This is a genomic window from Tardiphaga sp., from assembly GCF_044336785.1.
In the GTDB taxonomy this organism is placed as follows: domain Bacteria; phylum Pseudomonadota; class Alphaproteobacteria; order Rhizobiales; family Xanthobacteraceae; genus Tardiphaga.
On sequence record NZ_JBIIOT010000046.1, the window covers coordinates 11856 to 26699 of the forward strand.

Below are 14844 nucleotides of genomic sequence, written 5' to 3' on the forward strand. Positions count from 1 at the left end.
TCATTCCGGGGCGCGCGCAGCGCGAACCCGGAATCTCATGATGTTTTGCTCTTACAGGATCGAGGCATACAAATCATGCCATTCGGGATTGTTCGCCTCGATCAGCGCGACCTTCCAGTCGCGTCGCCATTTCTTCAATTCCTTCTCACGTGTGATGGCGATCAGCGGATCATCGTAGATCTCGAACCAGACCAGCAGATGCACGTTGTAGCGCGAGGTGAAGCTTTTGACCGCATTCGCCTTATGTTCGTAGACACGCCGAATGAGATCATTGGTGATGCCGATATACAGCACACCATTCTTCTTCGAGGCGAGCATGTAGACGTAATACGACATGGGCTGAAGTGTTTGGCAGGATGGTGCGAAACACAATGGGATTCCGATACATAAGGCCATTCCGGGCGCGTAGCGCAAACCCGGAATCTCAGCATCGTAGCCCGCGGCAACAGAGTGCAACATTCCGAGGTTCCGGGTTCGCGCCTTCGGCGCGCCCCGGAATGACACCGTGGGGTTACGCCGCGCCCTTGAGCAGCCGGTCCGCGGCGGCCCTTGCTTCCGCGGTAATCTCCGCGCCCGCCAGCATGCGCGCGATTTCCTCGCGGCGGTGATCGTCGGCGAGCGTGTTCACATTGGTCGCCACGCGCTTGCCCTTATCAAGGGCGGCCTTGGAGATCAGCAGGTGCTGGTCGGCGCGTGCGGCCACTTGCGGCGCATGGGTCACGGCCATCACCTGCACCTTGCCAGCCAGACGGCCCAACCGCGCACCGATGGCATCAGCCACCGCGCCACCGACACCCGTATCGATTTCATCGAACACCAGCGTGGGCGCCGACCCCTTGTCGGACAGCACCACTTTCAGCGCCAGCAGGAAGCGCGAGAGTTCGCCGCCGGAGGCGACTTTCATCATCGGGCCCGGTCGCGTGCCGGGATTGGTCTGCACCCAGAATTCGACACGGTCGATGCCCTGCGGGCCCGGCGTGGCCGCGTCGGTATCGACCTGGGTGATGAACTTGGCGCGCTCCAGCTTGAGTGGCGCGAGCTCGGCGATGACGGCCTTGTTCAGCTTCTCGGCCGACTTGATCCGTGCAGCCGAAAGCTTGGCAGCAGCGGCAGCATATTTGGCGTCGGTTTCGATCGCCGCCTTTTCCAGCTTCTGCAACTGGCCGGCGCCGGCATCGATGGTGGCGACATCGGCGTAGAATTTTGCAGCCAGCGCGGCCAGGCCATCCACCGGCGTCGAGAATTTGCGGGCGGCAGCGCGCAGCGCGAACAGGCGCTCCTCGATGCGTTCGAGTTCGGCAGGATCGAAATCGGCGGCGATCAGGGCCGCGCTGAGATGCTGGTCAGCCTCCTCCAGCGCATTGATGGCGACGTCGATGGCTTTCACCGCAGGCTCGACCAGCGTCGGTGACGAGCCGGCCCGGCGCTCCAGTCGGCGCACGGCGGCGGCCAATGCGGAGATCGGCGAATGCGGGCCGGAAACGGCCTCCTGCGCCTCGCGCAGATCGGAGGCGATCTTCTCGCCCTGCATCATGCCGGTGCGGCGTTCGGCAAGCGAGGTCTCCTCGCCGTCCTTGGGATTGAGCTTCTTCAGCTCATCGGCGGAATGGCGGAGATAATCGGCGTCGCGTGCAGCGCGCTCCATATTGGCGCGGTGGGTTTCGAGGGCCGCGTAGGCCGCCTTGCGGGCGTCCCAGAGCGTTTCCAGCGCGACGACGTCCTTGTCCAGCCCGGCGAAGGCGTCGAGCAAGCGGCGGTGGCTGGCGGCGTCCACAAGGGCGCGGTCGTCGTGCTGGCCGTGAATTTCGACGAGGGCGGCACCGATCGTCTTCAGCGTCTGCACGCTGACGGTCTGGTCGTTGATGTAAGCGCGGGTGCGGCCATCGCCGAACTGCACGCGGCGGAGAATCATCTCGCCGGTGTCGTCGTCGAAACCGTTGTCCTTGAGCAGGCTGAGGGCGGGATGGCCTGGGGCAAGATCGAAAGCGGCAGTCACCTGCCCCTGCTCCGCGCCATGGCGGACCAGGCCGGCATCACCGCGGCCGCCAAGGGCCAGGGCGAAGGCGTCGAGGAGGATCGATTTGCCGGCGCCGGTCTCGCCGGTGAGCACCGCGAGACCTCGTGCGAATTCGATATCGAGCCGCTCGATCAGGACGATGTCACGGATCGACAGACGAGCGAGCATGGGAGGACGATTCCTAGCCGAGGCCGATTCGCTTGAAGGCCCTTGAAATATAGGAGCCCTTGTTCTCGCTCGGTTCGAGACCGCCCGACTTTACAATATTGTAGGCGTCTTTGTACCAGCGGCTGTCAGGAAAATTGTGGCCAAGCACGGCGGCGGCCGTCTGCGCCTCGCCGACCACGCCGACAGTCATATACGCCTCGGTGAGACGCATCAGCGCCTCTTCAACATGGCGGGTGGTCTGGTACTGGGTGACCACGGTCTTGAAGCGGTTGATGGCGGCGGTGTAGTCGCGCTTCTTCATGTAGTAGCGGCCGATATCCATTTCCTTGCCGGCGATCTGGTCGCGCGCGCCTTCCAGCTTCTGCTTGGCGGAGGTGGCGTATTCAGAGGTCGGATATTTGCGGACGACTTCCTCGAGCGCAGCCATGGCCTTTTCAGTACGGCCCTGATCGCGCGAGATGTCCGGGATCTGGTCGTAATGCGAGGCGGCGATCAGATATTGCGCATAGGCAGCATCAGGGCTGCCGGGATGCAGCGTCACATAGCGCGTGGCCGAGCCGATGCAGGTGTCGTAGTCGCCGGTCTGATAGGCGGCGTACGCAGACATCAGCAGCGATTTGCGCGCCCATTCCGAATACGGATGCTGACGATCGACTTCCTCGAACTTCTTCGAGGCCGCCTTGGGATCCTTGCTCTGGTTCATGAGGTACAGACCCTCATTATAGAGCTTGTCGGCGGGCTCATCGACGAACTGGTCATCCTTCTTGCTGAACTTCTCCCACAGCGCGCCGGTGCCACAGCCGGCCAGCGGCACGGCCAGCACGATCAGGCCGACAGCAAGCCGAAGCGGACGCTTCAGGCGCTGGAGTTCATCACGAAAGGAAAGCGCGAAACGCTGTGCCGACATCTATTCTTGCCTGACGTCTGTGTGCGGGCGCCTCAACGACGCCCTGAATGCGGTGCTCTGCGCGCCAACCGCGCCCCGATACGAACCAGCCGAAACAAGCCCGTGGTCATGATCCCCGACCGCGCGCCTGTTTATCCGAAGGCCGTTCGTTAACCAACCGGATACGGACGCATTTCGCCGGGATTGTGGCGAAAGAGGTGTGGAGACAGGTAGTTATGGTTACTGAGGGTGTCGGACGCTGGAACGCGTCCAAAACGGCGTACCGGATCAGGACACGTCCGGCCCGAAAGCCGGGCTCAGGCCGCCGAGCACGCCCGAGGTGACGTCAGCCGTGGCACGGCCGCGGCGGGCGGGTGCCTGAACGGACACCGCATCGGCCTCGACGATCTTCCAGGCCGAACGATCGGCCATCAGCGCCTTGAGGACTTCGTTGTTGAGCTTGTGGCCGCCGCGCACCGAGCGATAGGCACCGAGAATCGGCAGGCCGGCCAGTGCGAGATCGCCGATCGCGTCCAGGACCTTGTGACGGGCGCATTCGTCGGCGTAGCGGAGGCCTTCAGTATTGAGGAGCTTGGTGTCGTCGAACACGACAGAGTTTTCGAAGGAGGCGCCGAGCGCGAAACCGGCGCTCCAGAGGCGGGCCACGTCGTTCATGCAGCCAAAGGTACGGGCGCGGGCGACGTCACGGCGGAAGGATTCGGGATTGAGGTCGAGTACATAGCTCTGACGGCCGATGGCAGGATTGTTGAAGTTGATTTCGATTTCGGCGCGAAAGCCGGACGCATGAGGGCGGAATTCACCGAAACTATCGCCGATGGCAACCTGCACCGGTTTCAGCACCTGGATGAAGCGGCGGCGGGCGCCTTGCTCCACCACCCCGGCCTGATCGATGGCGGCAACGAAAGCGGCGGCCGAACCATCCATGATCGGCACTTCCGGGCCGTCGACCTCGATGGTCGCATTATCGATGCCCATGCCGCGGAGGGCTGCAAGGACATGTTCGGCGGTGGAAACGATGGGGCCTTCACGATCGCCGAGCACGGTGGCAAATTCGGTGGCGATGACGGATTTGGCGGTGGCCTGAACTTCGCGATCCGGACCTTCAAGCCCGGTGCGGACGAAGATATAACCGGCGTCGACGGGAGCGGGTCCAAGGGTCAGGCTGACAGGTTTTCCGGAATGGACGCCGACACCAGTGACGGTGGCCTGCGCTCCAAGCGTGGTCTGTCGGCTGAAAGTCATATGTTACCCACCCAAATAGACCTCTCGTCATGAGAGGGACTCACTCGAACCAACCTTGCGGCTATCCGAGCCCCCGAGTCGCAGTCACATTAACCCTTGCCACAAAGTGCGCCAACTCACGCTTTCTAACCGATTGTTACCCAACCTCTGCCGTAATCCGGCCGGTTGTTAACCAAGGTTTCTGGCGGTTTCCGCACCGACAAGATGCGAGAGCGGCGACGCACACCGAAATTAAGTAAATAAAATCAATATATTAATGAATCGTGACGCCTTTAGCAGCACGCCCACGAAAAAGCCCCGGTCACATGACCGGGGCTTAATCTTGATGGCAATTGTTACAGACGATCAATTCGACTGGCGGCGCAGGAAAGCCGGGATATCGAGATGATCATCGCCTTGTGGCGCGGGAGCCACAGGTGCCGGACGACCATGGAGGTCGAGACCTTGCGGGGCCGGACGGCGAGCATATTCGGACACCGGCGGCTCATTGCCCATCTGCTGGGCAACCGAACGCTGCGGCTTGCGTTCCGGCAGCGGCGGCATCGGGGCCATGGCGGGGGCCTGCGAACGGCCGGACACCGGAGCTTCCGATTCCTCGTCGCGACGGCCGAGGCCGACATTGGCGAGGCGCTGCAGCAGCGACAGGCGCTGCTTCTGCGGTTCCTCATCGGCTTCACCGCGCGCCTGGCGGATCTCGGCCTGGGCCGGCATCGGCAGTTCCTCAAACTTCGGCATGCGCGGGGCGCGAACCGGAGCCAGATGAGCTGCTGGCGGAATGAACTGCTCCGGAAGCGGCGCTTCCATCGGGGCTTCCTGGCGCGGAGCTTCCGGGAACAGCGACGGCTTCTGCGCAATCGGGCGAACGGTCACGTCACCATAGGTGTTGCTCTGCGCTTCTGGCGCAACGGCAGCAGCGATGGCGGCGAGAGCGGCGCGTTCGTGATTGTTGGACGGCGCGCGCGGAGCGGGCGCGGCGGCAGGCGCCGGAGCACCCTTGGCGGCAGCGGCAGCGGCGATGCGCTGGTTGTCGGCGCGCAGGCGGGCAGTCAGGTCAGCGAGACGGGTGTCCGGCTGCGCAGCAACGGCTGCGACCGGGGCCGACACCGGGGCCGGCGCGCGGGCCAGCTGGGCCTGCTCGATGCCGGTCGCGACAACCGAGACGCGAATCACGCCGTCGAGGCTCTCGTCGAAGGTGGCGCCGACGATGATGTTGGCGTCCGAATCCACTTCCTCGCGGATGCGGGTTGCGGCTTCGTCGACTTCGAACAGGGTCAGGTCCTTGCCGCCGGTGATCGAGATCAGGAGGCCCTTCGCGCCCTTCATCGACGAATCGTCAATCAGCGGGTTGGCGATGGCGGCTTCGGCAGCGGTCAATGCGCGCTTCTCACCGGTGGCTTCGCCGGTGCCCATCATCGCCTTGCCCATCTCCTTCATGACTGCGCGCACGTCGGCGAAGTCGAGATTGATGAGGCCTTCCTTGACCATCAGGTCGGTGATGCAGGCGACGCCCGAATAGAGCACCTGGTCGGCCATCGCGAAGGCGTCGGCAAACGTGGTCTTCTCGTTAGCAACGCGGAACAGGTTCTGGTTGGGGATGATCAGAAGGGTATCGACCACCTTGTGCAGCTCGTTGATACCAGCTTCGGCGGTGCGCATGCGGCGCTGACCTTCGAAGTGGAACGGCTTGGTGATGACGCCGACGGTCAGGATACCCATGTCGCGGGCGGCCTTGGCGATGACCGGAGCGGCACCGGTGCCGGTGCCGCCGCCCATGCCGGCGGTGACGAACACCATGTTGGCGCCCGTGAGGTGATCACGCAGTTCGTCGATCACTTCCTGGGCGGCGGCAGCGCCGACATCCGGCTGCGAACCGGCGCCGAGGCCCTGGGTCACCTGGGTGCCCATCTGCACGATGCGCTGCGCCTTCGACATGGTCAGCGCCTGCGCGTCCGTATTGGCGACGACGAAGTCGACGCCCTGCAGACCGGCGGTGATCATGTTGTTGACGGCGTTGCCGCCGGCGCCACCGACACCGAAGACGGTAATACGGGGCTTCAGCTCGCTGATATCAGGAACGTTGAGATTGATGGTCATGAGTTTGCCTCTCGTATTAAGCGCGAATTGTGTGGTCTTGCCGGTGGCTTGAAGCCGGTGGCGTCGATGACGGAATGTGCGTTGTCTGGAAAAATCTCATCAGAAGCCCTCGCGTAGCCATCGGCCGACCTTTCCGAAGTATCCGCCGCCGTCGGTGCCGGTCTTGAGCTGCCGCGTATGGCGCGGCTCGACATGTTCGAGGTGGGCGAATTGCGGGTAGACCAGCAGGCCCGACGGCACGGCGAAGGATGCGCTCTTCGCCTCGTTGGGCAGACGGCCGAAGCCGAGCGGGCGCGCGACGCGCACCGAGCGACCGAGAATCTGCGAGCCGAGTTCGACCAGACCCGTGAGCTGCGAGGCGCCGCCCGACAGCACCACGCGTGCGCGCGGTTCTGCAGCGAAAGGCGAATCCGCAAGCCGATCCCGGATCATTTCGAAAATCTCCTCGGCACGCTGGCGCACAATGTTTGCAATCGTGGCGCGTGACACGGCCTGCGGATAATCGCGGTCGTTATCGCCTGCCGTCGGCACGTTCATCATTTCACGCGCGTCGGAGCCACCTGTCAGCACGGTGCCATATAACGTCTTGATTCGCTCGGCATCCGCAATGCAGCAGCCGAGTCCGCGCGCGAGATCCATGGTGATGTGTTGCCCGCCTACCGCAAATCCGGAGGCGTGAACGATGCGGCCACCTGAATAAGTAGCAATCGTGGTGGTCCCCGCCCCCATCTCGACGACGGCGGCACCGAGATCGGTCTCGTCATCGGTGAGCACGGAGAGTCCGGCGACATAAGGCGCTGCTGCCATCGCTTCGACATTGAGATGGCAGCGCTCAACCACGAGCATCAGATTGCGCGCGACGGTCGCGTCCGCGGTGATAACATTCATGTCCACGCCGAATTGCGACGCGACCATGCCCTTGGGGTCGCGAATGCCCTTCACGCCATCGAGCGAATAGCTCACCGGCAGGGCATGCAGCACGGTGCGGCCCGGCGGTGTCGCATGCCGCATGCCTGTGGAGGTGACGCGCGCCATATCGGCAGCGGTGACGGCACCACCCTTGATATCGGCAGAGGCTTCGATGAGCTGGCCCTGCAGGCGACCGGCGGAGACCGACAGCAAAACGGATTCGACGCGGACCTTGGCCATGCGCTCGGCGAGTCCGACAGCCTGGCGCACCGATTGCTCGGCTTCGCCCATATCGACCACCGCACCGGATTTCACGCCACGCGACTGGATCTGGCTGTAGCCGATCAGCTCGACCGCATGGGTACGCCCACGCAGCGCCTCGTTCGGCGCACACGGACGCAGACGCGCGATCATGCACGCGATCTTGCTGGTGCCGACGTCGAGCGACGCCACCAACGCGGTGCGGTTGGCCGCCATCTGGCGCGTCTTCGGCGCCTGGTTGCGATCCAGCCCGCTCATGCTGCGCCTGCTTTCTTCTTGGCTTTATCTTGCGCCTTGAACTGCTCTTCGCGAGCCTTCGCGGCCTCTTCCGACAGACGCACGGTCAGGCGATCCGGCAAGCGCATGTCGATGGCGACGATGTCGCGCGAAAACAGGCGATCATCGCGGTCGAGCTTGCTCAGCATCGCCAGCGCATTGCCGACATCGTTTTCGGGCAGGCGAATATCGAGATTATCGTTGAGGCGCAGATTCCAGCGGCGCTCGCCCACATAGATCGCAGCCTTGGTGACGGCGCGGACTTGCGGATAACGATCGAGCAGCGCGATGAAATCCTTGGCCGCGGCGTCCGCGCCCTTGCCCACCACCAGCGGCAGTTTGACGAAGCGGCTCGGCACGTAGTTTTCGAGCACGGCGCCATCATCGGCGATAACGGCCAGCTTGCCCTCTTCCTGCCAAAGCGCGAAAGCGGTGCGCTCGGTGACATCGATCTGCAGGCGATCCGGATACAGCTTCAGCACATTGGCGTCGGCAATCCACGGATTGGCCTTGAGCTTGTCGCGCACGGCAGCGGCATCGACGAACAGCAGCGACGATCGGCCATTGATGCCGCCGATGGCTAGGATCTCGTCCTGGGTCAGCTGCTTGCGGCCGTTGAGGATGACCGAGGAAATGCGGAACCCGGCCGCATTGGCCGCAGCATTGCGGGTGTCCATGAAGGCCTCGACCACTTCGTCGACATGTTCGCCTTTAACGACGCCGAAACCGACGCTGCCGGCGAGCATCAGCAGCGTCGCTGCGATACCGACGCGGCGCGGGACATAGCGCTCGATGAAGATGACGAGTTTGCTGGTGCTCGGCTCGCGCTCGGGCGCCTTGCGGTTCTTCAGGGCCGAGACGGAACGCTCGAGCGGCGCCAGCCGCTCACGCAGCAGGATGCCTGCCCCCCGGGCCGCCATCTTGAGGTCAGCTTGGGGCCTCAGCGATCCGACCGACCGAGAGAGGCGTCCTCCACCATCCATTCCACGAGCTCGTCACAAGTTGTGCCCGCATTTTCGCGGGTCAAAAGCGCTGATGACCTCTCGGCAGACCGGAACGGACCAAGTGTCTGAAAAGACAGCATTTCCATCGTTACGCGACGATACGGAACACCCGCACAGCTCACGCCTCGGCAGCCAAGCGCAACATGCGCCGCCAGCGTTAACCTTCGGCTGTCCTGGTAAACAAAACGTAAAGGGGATGGATTCAGGGGGCATTTTACCCCGGATTCTGAAGACTTTAGCGGGAGTGTTGCAGCCGGGCGTTAAGGAACCGTGGCGGGCGCAGACGGGCGGCGTTGGGTCGCAGTTTCTTCACCGCACCGAGCGTTTGAGCCCCAACTCAATCTGTCCGTTCAAAAACTCCACGAACCCGATCCCCTGCGCATTCAGCGCCTTGGGGTAGAGCGACGCCTTGGTCAGGCCCGGGAGCGTGTTGGTTTCGAGATAAACCAGGCCATTGGCCGACACGATGAAATCCGAGCGCGAATAGCCGGTGCAGGACATCGCCTTGTGGGCGCGGACAGCGAAATCCTGCAACTGCGCTGTGACCTCCGACGTGAAGCGGCCAGGGCAGATTTCCTGCGTGGACTTGGCGAGGTACTTCGCTTCGTAGTCGAAGCCACCGCCGGCCGGGACGATCTCGATGGGCGGCAGTGCGATCACCGAACCATCGCCCTGCTCCAGCACCGCGCAGGTCGCCTCGATGCCGGCGACGAATGGCTCGATCACGTAGTCTTCCGTCTTCGCGGCATTGCGGACGGCGACCAGATCCTGCTTGGCATTCACGAACATCAAGCCATAGCTGGAGCCATCGCGCGCCGGCTTGGCGATCAGCTTGCCGTACGTATCAAGCGCCGCTTCCATGTCGCCGAGCGCGATGCCGGCGGCGATCGGCACGCCGGAAATCGCGGCAAAACGCTTGGCTGCCACCTTGTCGAAGGCCAGATTGGACGATGCAGAACCGGAGCCAGTGAAGGCAACGCCGCGGACTTCGCACATGGCCTGCACTTCGCCATTCTCTGCGGCGCCACCATGCATGCCGAGCACCAGCACGCGTCCCTCGCCCTTTGCGATATCGAGCGCCTGCGGCAGCGAACCGAGCGACTTGCCGTCGGCTCTGAACGGATTTTCGAACGGACGCTCATGGCCCAACAGCGTTGCGCCCGAGGTCTCGTAGACCTGATCGTCGGCGTCCCAGAACCACAAAGCCGCTTCCGGCAGCGCCGAATGAAGTGCCTGCGCTGAAGCGACAGATACCAGCCGCTCCTTGTTCAGCCCCCCGAACACGATGGTGATCAGGTTTGGGGCGATCGAGGCAGTCATTGTCGGATCTCCATGCGAATCACCGCATCGTAACCATAGCGGCAAGGCAATGGCACGGCTGGGCGCGAGTCATATAATGCCTTGTACGACGTCGATGCGCGAGAGCGCAGCGGATATGGCGCAACTGCGCGCCCGGAATCAATGGACGAGATGCGATGACCAGAGCCTGGCTCGACCTGAACACTTTCGGCATCTTCGCCACGCTGTGCGTATTGTATTACGGCGCGGCGCTTTTCCTGGTCTTTCTGTGCTTCGGCTCCCCGCTGCGCAAACAGATCCAGAAGCTCAACGGCATCGTGGCGCCGTTCTTCTCGTCGGTCGCCATCCTGTTCGGCCTGCTCACCGGCTTTCTGGCGAATGATGTCGGCGAGCGCGGCCGTCACGCGGTGCGCGCCATGCAGGCCGAGGCGAGCGAAATCCGCAATGTCTACGCACTGAGCATAGCCGCGGTATCGGACATGACCGACATTCGAAAGGCGCTGAAGGTCTATGTCAATTCGGTATTGACGGATGAGTGGCCGGCGATGATCCGTGACGAGCCGTCACCGCGCACCGAGGTGGCCTATGATGACGTGCTGCGCGAGGTCAGCGATCTCAGCGTCGGACGCGAGTCCGGAACGCCCGTGCAGGTGGCACTGCTCAGCGCCGTGATCCGCGCCGGCACCGCGCGCAGCGAGCGGCTCAGCATCGCTGCGGACCAGACCAATGACCTGAAATGGGTTTCGGTATTGATCCTCGGCCTGCTCACCCAGGTCGGTCTCGCTTTGGTGCATATGGACCGGCCACGCGCGATGCTGACGGCGCTCACGGTGTTCGGCAGCGCCGCCATCGTGGCGCTCGGCCTGATCGCATTGCAGGAACATCCGTATGAAGGCGCATTCCGCGTCTCGAAGGCGCCGCTGCAGCATCTGCTCACTCTGCCGGAACTCGGACCGGGCGCGGCCCTGCCGCAACCGCCGAAGCCGACAGATTAAAGCGGCACACCGATCCGCTTGATCTCCCAATGCAGATCGATGCCGGACTGCGCCAGCACGCGGGCGCGCACGGTATCACCCAGCGTCTCGATGTCATGCGCCGTGGCTTCGCCGGTGTTGATCAGGAAATTGCAGTGCATCTCCGACACCTGCGCGCCACCGACGCGCAGTCCGCGGCAACCTGCAGCATCGACCAGCTTCCAGGCGGAATGACCGGGCGGATTCTTGAACGTCGAGCCGCCGGTCTTCTCACGGATCGGCTGCGCCATCTCGCGATGCGCCTGCACTTCGTTCATGCGGATACGGATCGCGGCGGGATCGGTGATCGGCCCGCGAAACTTTGCTGAGGTGAAGATGATCGACGGATCGACACCGGAATTGCGATAGACGAATTGCATGCCGGCATTGTCGAACACGTGCTTCTGGCCATCCCGGCCGATGCCAACAGCTTCGATCAGCACATCCTTGGTCTCGCCGCCATTGGCGCCCGCATTCATGCGCAGTGCGCCGCCGATCGAACCGGGAATGCCGAAATAGAATTCGAGACCGCCAATATTCGCAGCGGCGGCCGTTTCCGCGACGCGCTTGTCGAGAGCTGCGGTCCCTGCGGTGACAATATCGCCGTCCACCGCGACCTGACCGAAACCACGCGGGCTGAGCCGAATAACAACGCCTTCGATGCCGCCGTCCCGCACGATCAAGTTAGAGCCAACGCCAACGACGGTAACGGGAATGTCGGACGGCAGCTTCGACAGGAAGTAACCGAGATCGTCTTCCTCCGCCGGCGTGAACAGCACCTGCGCAGGACCGCCGACGCGAAACCATGTCAGCGGCGCGAGCGACTCATTCGCGAGCAGACGCCCGCGCAGCTCGGGCATCGCGGCTTTGAGATCGGGGGTGATGTCGGGAAAACCGCTCACGATGTTATCCGAGCGCCTTCAATTCAGCGGGCAGCGCATAGGCCCATTGCGTGATGTTGCCGGCGCCGAGGCACACGACAGTATCGCCGCTCTTCGCCACACCCGCAACGAGGCCAGCAAGCGCGGCCGATTCCGCCAGCGGGATCACTTCGCGATGGCCGTGCGCGCGCAAGCCGAGGACAAAATTATCCCGGTCGATGCCGGCGATCGGCGCTTCGCCGGCGGCATAGACTTCAGCGACGATGACCGTATCGGCATCGTTGAAGCAGGTGCAGAATTCCTCGAACAGCGACTGCAGGCGCGTATAGCGATGCGGCTGCACCACGGCGATGACCTTGCCTGCGGTGCTTTCGCGCGCAGCGCGCAGCACGGCTGCGATCTCGACGGGATGGTGACCATAATCGTCGATGATGGTGACGCCATTCCATTCGCCGGTCTTGGTGAAGCGGCGCTTGACGCCGCCGAAGGACGAGATCGCCTTGCGGATCTGCGCATCGGAAATGCCGAGCTCATGTGCGACGGCGATGGCCGCCGTTGCATTGAGCGCGTTGTGACGGCCGGGCATCGGCAGCAGGAGATTGTCGATCTCATGGGTAGTTCCGGCCTTGCGATCGCGGAACGCGACCTTGAAGGACGAGCCACCATTCGCGGGCTTGAGATCAACCAAGCGCGCATCGGCCTGCGGGTTCTGGCCGTAAGTGATGATGCGGCGATCCTCGATCTTGCCGACGATGGTCTGCACGACGGGATGATCGATGCACATCACCGCAAAACCGTAGAACGGGACGTTCTCGACGAAATTGCGGAACGCGTCCTGCACAGCGTCAAACGTCTTGAAGTGATCAAGATGTTCGGGATCGACATTGGTGACGATGGCGACATCGGTGGGGAGCTTCAGGAAGGTGCCGTCGCTCTCGTCGGCTTCGACCACCATCCACTCACCGGCACCGAGGCGTGCATTGGTGCCATAGGCATTGATGATGCCGCCATTTATGACGGTGGGATCGAATTCACCGGCATCGAGCAATGCCGCGACCATCGATGTCGTGGTGGTCTTGCCATGGGTGCCGCCGATGGCAACGCAGCTTTTCAGGCGCATCAGTTCGGCAAGCATTTCAGCGCGACGGACGACCGGAATACGCTGCGCGCGCGCGGCCATCAATTCGGGATTGTCGCGCTTGATCGCGGTCGAGACGACCAGCACATCGGCGCCGGCGACGTTCTCCGCGGTGTGGCCGACATGGATCGTGATGCCCTTCTCGCGCAAACGATTCACATTGGCGTTTTCCGATGCGTCCGAGCCCTGCACGGTGTAGCCGAGATTGCACAGCACCTCGGCGATGCCGCTCATGCCGATGCCGCCGATGCCGACAAAATGAATGGGTCCGATCTCGCGCGGCAGTCTCATGGGGCAATCTCTGTCGTTCGTCACGCCCGACGCAGCACCGGGCACATGACTCCTTCAAACAGACGTGGATGGCCGGGACAAGCCCGGCCATGACGAAAGTGAACGATATTTGGCTTGCAAATGCGGCAGGTTCTGCCGAATCGCCCTACTCCGCCGCAGCCGGAACCGGCGCCCGCATCCGGTCGAAGCGGATTGCGCAGAGCGCCACACCGAACGCCGCAAGCGGCACCAGCGCCGCGACCCAAGGCACCGAGGCAAGCCCACCGTAATCGATCACCGCGCCGCCGAGCCAGGCACCGATCGCGTTGCCGAGGTTGAAGGCGGCGATGTTGAAGCTCGATGCCAGGCTTTGGCCGGCACCATGGGCTTTGTCCAGCACCCACATCTGCAGCGGTGGCACGGTGGCAAAGCCGACGGCTCCGAGCAGTGCGACGAAGGCCACGATGGCGATCTGATTGTGGGTGGCGAAGCTCATCAGCGCGAGCACCACGGTCAATGCCAGCAGGCTGCCGAGCACCGTCGGCAGCAACCAGCGATCCGCCAGGCGGCCACCGACCAGATTGCCGATCACCAGACCGCCACCAAAGACGAGCAGGATCGGCGACACAGCGGCGTCCGAAAAGCCGGCCAATCGCGTCAGGATCGGCGCGATATAGGTGAACACGGCAAACACGCCGACCCAGCTCAGGACCGTGGTCAACAGGCCCATCAGCACCTGCGGCCGCGCCAATACGGCCAGATCCTGCTTCAGGTTCGACGGAGCGGGCTTCTCGCGATCCTTCGGCACGAACACAGCGATGATTGCAAGGGCGAGCAAGCCCACCAGCGTCACGGCATAGAAGGTCGCGCGCCAGCCGAAATGCTGGCCGAGCCATGTGCCGAACGGCACGCCGAGAATGTTCGCGACGGTGAGGCCGGTGAACATCACGGCGATCGCCGACGCCTTCTTGTTGGCCGGCACCAGCGTGGTGGCGACAACAGAGCCGACGCCGAAGAAGGTGCCATGAGCAAAAGCCGTCAGCACACGTGCTGCCATCAGGCTCCAGTAATCCGGCGCCACGGCGCAAGCGAGATTGCCGATGGTGAAGATGCCCATCAGCACCAGGAGCACCGTCTTGCGCGGCCAACGGCCGGTGGCCACGGTCATGATCGGCGCGCCGACCACGACGCCGAGCGCATAGCCGGAGATCAGAAGGCCGGCTGCCGGGATGGACACGCCGAGGTCGCGTCCGACCTCGATCAGGAGGCCCATGATGACGAATTCGGTGACGCCGATTCCGAAAGCGCCGGCGGTAAGCGCGTAAAGTGCGAGGGGCATGACAAAGTCCGTGCGTGAGGTTGATG

12 protein-coding genes are annotated in these 14844 nt (G+C 63.3%); 1 reads left to right on the forward strand and 11 read right to left on the reverse strand.

All coding sequences use genetic code 11. The features are described from left to right. Window positions 1-51: 51 nt before the first annotated feature. The 8 genes from ACIQ2A_RS14655 to ACIQ2A_RS14690 all read right to left on the reverse strand — a co-directional run bounded on the left by ACIQ2A_RS14655 (window position 52) and on the right by ACIQ2A_RS14690 (window position 10198). A complete protein-coding gene (locus ACIQ2A_RS14655; protein WP_398480343.1) occupies window positions 52-336 on the reverse strand; it encodes a GIY-YIG nuclease family protein in 285 nt (94 codons plus the stop codon). 175 nt (window positions 337-511) lie between these two features. After that, entirely contained in the window at window positions 512-2185 is a 1674-nt protein-coding gene (gene recN, locus ACIQ2A_RS14660) for a DNA repair protein RecN (protein ID WP_398480345.1), read from the reverse strand. Window positions 2186-2198: 13 nt separating this feature from the next. Then, window positions 2199-3092 carry an outer membrane protein assembly factor BamD gene (locus tag ACIQ2A_RS14665; RefSeq protein WP_398480347.1) on the reverse strand — a complete coding sequence of 298 codons (894 nt, stop codon included), beginning with the start codon at window positions 3090-3092 and terminating at the stop codon, window positions 2199-2201. A gap of 267 nt (window positions 3093-3359) precedes the next feature. Then, window positions 3360-4334, reverse strand: coding sequence for a UDP-3-O-acyl-N-acetylglucosamine deacetylase (gene lpxC / locus ACIQ2A_RS14670; RefSeq protein ID WP_398480349.1), 975 nt, complete (start codon window positions 4332-4334; stop codon window positions 3360-3362). Window positions 4335-4679: 345 nt separating this feature from the next. Beyond that, window positions 4680-6428 carry a cell division protein FtsZ gene (gene ftsZ, locus ACIQ2A_RS14675; protein ID WP_398480351.1) on the reverse strand — a complete coding sequence of 583 codons (1749 nt, stop codon included), beginning with the start codon at window positions 6426-6428 and terminating at the stop codon, window positions 4680-4682. Window positions 6429-6527: 99 nt separating this feature from the next. After that, window positions 6528-7856: a cell division protein FtsA gene (gene ftsA / locus ACIQ2A_RS14680; RefSeq protein ID WP_398480353.1), complete on the reverse strand. Its 1329-nt coding sequence runs from the start codon at window positions 7854-7856 to the stop codon at window positions 6528-6530. After that, window positions 7853-8857 carry a cell division protein FtsQ/DivIB gene (locus ACIQ2A_RS14685; protein ID WP_398480355.1) on the reverse strand — a complete coding sequence of 335 codons (1005 nt, stop codon included), beginning with the start codon at window positions 8855-8857 and terminating at the stop codon, window positions 7853-7855. Before ACIQ2A_RS14685 ends, ftsA begins: the two co-directional genes overlap by 4 nt. A gap of 330 nt (window positions 8858-9187) precedes the next feature. Continuing rightward, on the reverse strand, window positions 9188-10198 hold the full coding sequence (locus ACIQ2A_RS14690; protein ID WP_398480358.1) for a D-alanine--D-alanine ligase: 1011 nt from the start codon (window positions 10196-10198) through the stop codon (window positions 9188-9190). Between the two features lie 155 nt (window positions 10199-10353). Between ACIQ2A_RS14690 and ACIQ2A_RS14695 the strand changes: the two genes are divergently transcribed. Beyond that, window positions 10354-11172 (forward strand): hypothetical protein, encoded by an 819-nt coding sequence (locus ACIQ2A_RS14695; RefSeq protein WP_398480360.1) that lies wholly within the window; start codon window positions 10354-10356, stop codon window positions 11170-11172. Here the strand turns inward: ACIQ2A_RS14695 and murB are convergent. The 3 genes from murB to ACIQ2A_RS14710 all read right to left on the reverse strand — a co-directional run bounded on the left by murB (window position 11169) and on the right by ACIQ2A_RS14710 (window position 14818). Beyond that, window positions 11169-12050: a UDP-N-acetylmuramate dehydrogenase gene (murB, locus tag ACIQ2A_RS14700; protein ID WP_398480390.1), complete on the reverse strand. Its 882-nt coding sequence runs from the start codon at window positions 12048-12050 to the stop codon at window positions 11169-11171. The two genes, ACIQ2A_RS14695 and murB, sit on opposite strands and share 4 nt — an antisense overlap. 46 nt (window positions 12051-12096) lie before the next feature. After that, on the reverse strand, window positions 12097-13500 hold the full coding sequence (gene murC / locus ACIQ2A_RS14705; RefSeq protein WP_398480362.1) for a UDP-N-acetylmuramate--L-alanine ligase: 1404 nt from the start codon (window positions 13498-13500) through the stop codon (window positions 12097-12099). A 145-nt stretch (window positions 13501-13645) separates the two neighbouring features. After that, window positions 13646-14818: an MFS transporter gene (locus tag ACIQ2A_RS14710; RefSeq protein WP_398480364.1), complete on the reverse strand. Its 1173-nt coding sequence runs from the start codon at window positions 14816-14818 to the stop codon at window positions 13646-13648. Window positions 14819-14844: the final 26 nt, after the last annotated feature.

What these genes read in the sequence shown, in the direction of transcription:
- ACIQ2A_RS14655 (WP_398480343.1), bottom strand. Translation starts at nt 336, where the DNA reads ATGTCGTATTACGTCTACATGCTCGCCTCGAAGAAGAATGGTGTGCTG.
- recN (WP_398480345.1), bottom strand. Translation starts at nt 2,185, where the DNA reads ATGCTCGCTCGTCTGTCGATCCGTGACATCGTCCTGATCGAGCGGCTC.
- ACIQ2A_RS14665 (WP_398480347.1), bottom strand. Translation starts at nt 3,092, where the DNA reads ATGTCGGCACAGCGTTTCGCGCTTTCCTTTCGTGATGAACTCCAGCGC.
- lpxC (WP_398480349.1), bottom strand. Translation starts at nt 4,334, where the DNA reads ATGACTTTCAGCCGACAGACCACGCTTGGAGCGCAGGCCACCGTCACT.
- ftsZ (WP_398480351.1), bottom strand. Translation starts at nt 6,428, where the DNA reads ATGACCATCAATCTCAACGTTCCTGATATCAGCGAGCTGAAGCCCCGT.
- ftsA (WP_398480353.1), bottom strand. Translation starts at nt 7,856, where the DNA reads ATGAGCGGGCTGGATCGCAACCAGGCGCCGAAGACGCGCCAGATGGCG.
- ACIQ2A_RS14685 (WP_398480355.1), bottom strand. Translation starts at nt 8,857, where the DNA reads ATGGATGGTGGAGGACGCCTCTCTCGGTCGGTCGGATCGCTGAGGCCC.
- ACIQ2A_RS14690 (WP_398480358.1), bottom strand. Translation starts at nt 10,198, where the DNA reads ATGACTGCCTCGATCGCCCCAAACCTGATCACCATCGTGTTCGGGGGG.
- ACIQ2A_RS14695 (WP_398480360.1), top strand. Translation starts at nt 10,354, where the DNA reads ATGACCAGAGCCTGGCTCGACCTGAACACTTTCGGCATCTTCGCCACG.
- murB (WP_398480390.1), bottom strand. Translation starts at nt 12,050, where the DNA reads ATGCCCGAGCTGCGCGGGCGTCTGCTCGCGAATGAGTCGCTCGCGCCG.
- murC (WP_398480362.1), bottom strand. Translation starts at nt 13,500, where the DNA reads ATGAGACTGCCGCGCGAGATCGGACCCATTCATTTTGTCGGCATCGGC.
- ACIQ2A_RS14710 (WP_398480364.1), bottom strand. Translation starts at nt 14,818, where the DNA reads ATGCCCCTCGCACTTTACGCGCTTACCGCCGGCGCTTTCGGAATCGGC.